Below are 1,243 nucleotides of genomic sequence, written 5' to 3' on the forward strand. Positions count from 1 at the left end.
ACCATGATGATTGAAAGTCAGCCGACTGAAAAATTGCTAGTACCTACTAGTGCAATCATTCGTGAAGATAATAAAGATTATGTATTTGTTAAAGAGGATGATGAAATATTTAGGATGATAGCTGTGAAGCTTGGTCCTGAAGGCAGGGGATATCGTCCGGTGATCTCGGGTCTAAAAGAGGGGCAAAATATCGCAGTCAATGGTGCCTTCCATTTAAATTCTGAACGTAAAAAACAGTTGAGCGGTGGTTAAGCTGCATGATTGAGAAAATTGTCCGCCTCTCCCTGCAGCAGAGACTCTTAGTCGCAATTATTGCTTTGGTATTAATGGTGGCAGGCTTGCTGGCAACCAAGCGTCTGTCGGTTGATGCATTTCCAGATGTCACTAATGTACAAGTACAGATTGCCTCTGAAGCTCCAGGCCGCTCTCCCGAAGAGGTAGAGCGTTTCGTCACAGTTCCTATTGAATTGGCGATGACTGGCTTGCCGGGCCTTACCGAAATGCGCTCCCTGAATCGCAATGGAATCTCTGTCATTACCTTGGTATTTACGGATAAGACCGAACTCTATTTTGCAAGACAGTTGGTTACTGAGCGCTTGATTGAGGTAGCCTCCAGAATGCCTGTTGGTATTACGCCTGTGTTAGCACCACCTTCAACAGGTTTAGGTGAAATCTATCAATACACCTTAGATCATCCTTCTGATGGTGACCGAGAGCTCACAGTAGATGAGCTAGAAGAACGCCGGACTATTCAAGATTGGATAGTGCGCCCCATGCTACGTTCAATACCTGGGGTGGCTGAAATTAATACTCAAGGCGGATATGCGCGTGAGTATCAGGTATTGGTTAATCCAGAGCGCTTGCGTCACTACCAAGTGAGCTTGCGCGAAGTATATGAAGCACTCGCCAGAAATAATGCCAATTCAGGCGGTGGGCAGCTACCGACCTATGCAGAGCGCTACCTCATTCGTGGCGTTGGATTAATTACCAAGCCAGAAGATATTGGCAAAATTATTTTGAAGGAAGTCAAAGGCATTCCGGTATACGTAAAGAACGTAGCTGAGGTCACCATCGGCAGTGAGATTCGTCAAGGCGCAGCGATTAAAAATGGTTACACCGAGAGTGTGGCAGGCATTATTCAGATGATTCGCGGTGGCAATGCTCGAGAAGTAGTGAATCGGATTAAGTTAAAAGTGGCAGAAATTAACGAGGGTAAGTTACTCCCTGATGGCCTACAGATAAT

The 1,243-nt window shown here is 45.8% G+C and carries 1 protein-coding gene and 1 pseudogene; both read left to right on the forward strand.

Going from position 1 to position 1,243, the window contains the following annotated elements; translation table 11 throughout:
• Positions 1-252 (forward strand): annotated as a pseudogene (locus B7X71_RS17245) (efflux transporter periplasmic adaptor subunit); the annotation flags it as partial.
• Positions 253-257: 5 nt separating this feature from the next.
• Positions 258-1,243, forward strand: a 986-nt coding sequence (locus B7X71_RS17250; protein WP_293601643.1) for an efflux RND transporter permease subunit, incomplete at its 3' end; no start/stop codon positions are given.

It is taken from the genome of Polynucleobacter sp. 39-46-10 (assembly GCF_002282275.1).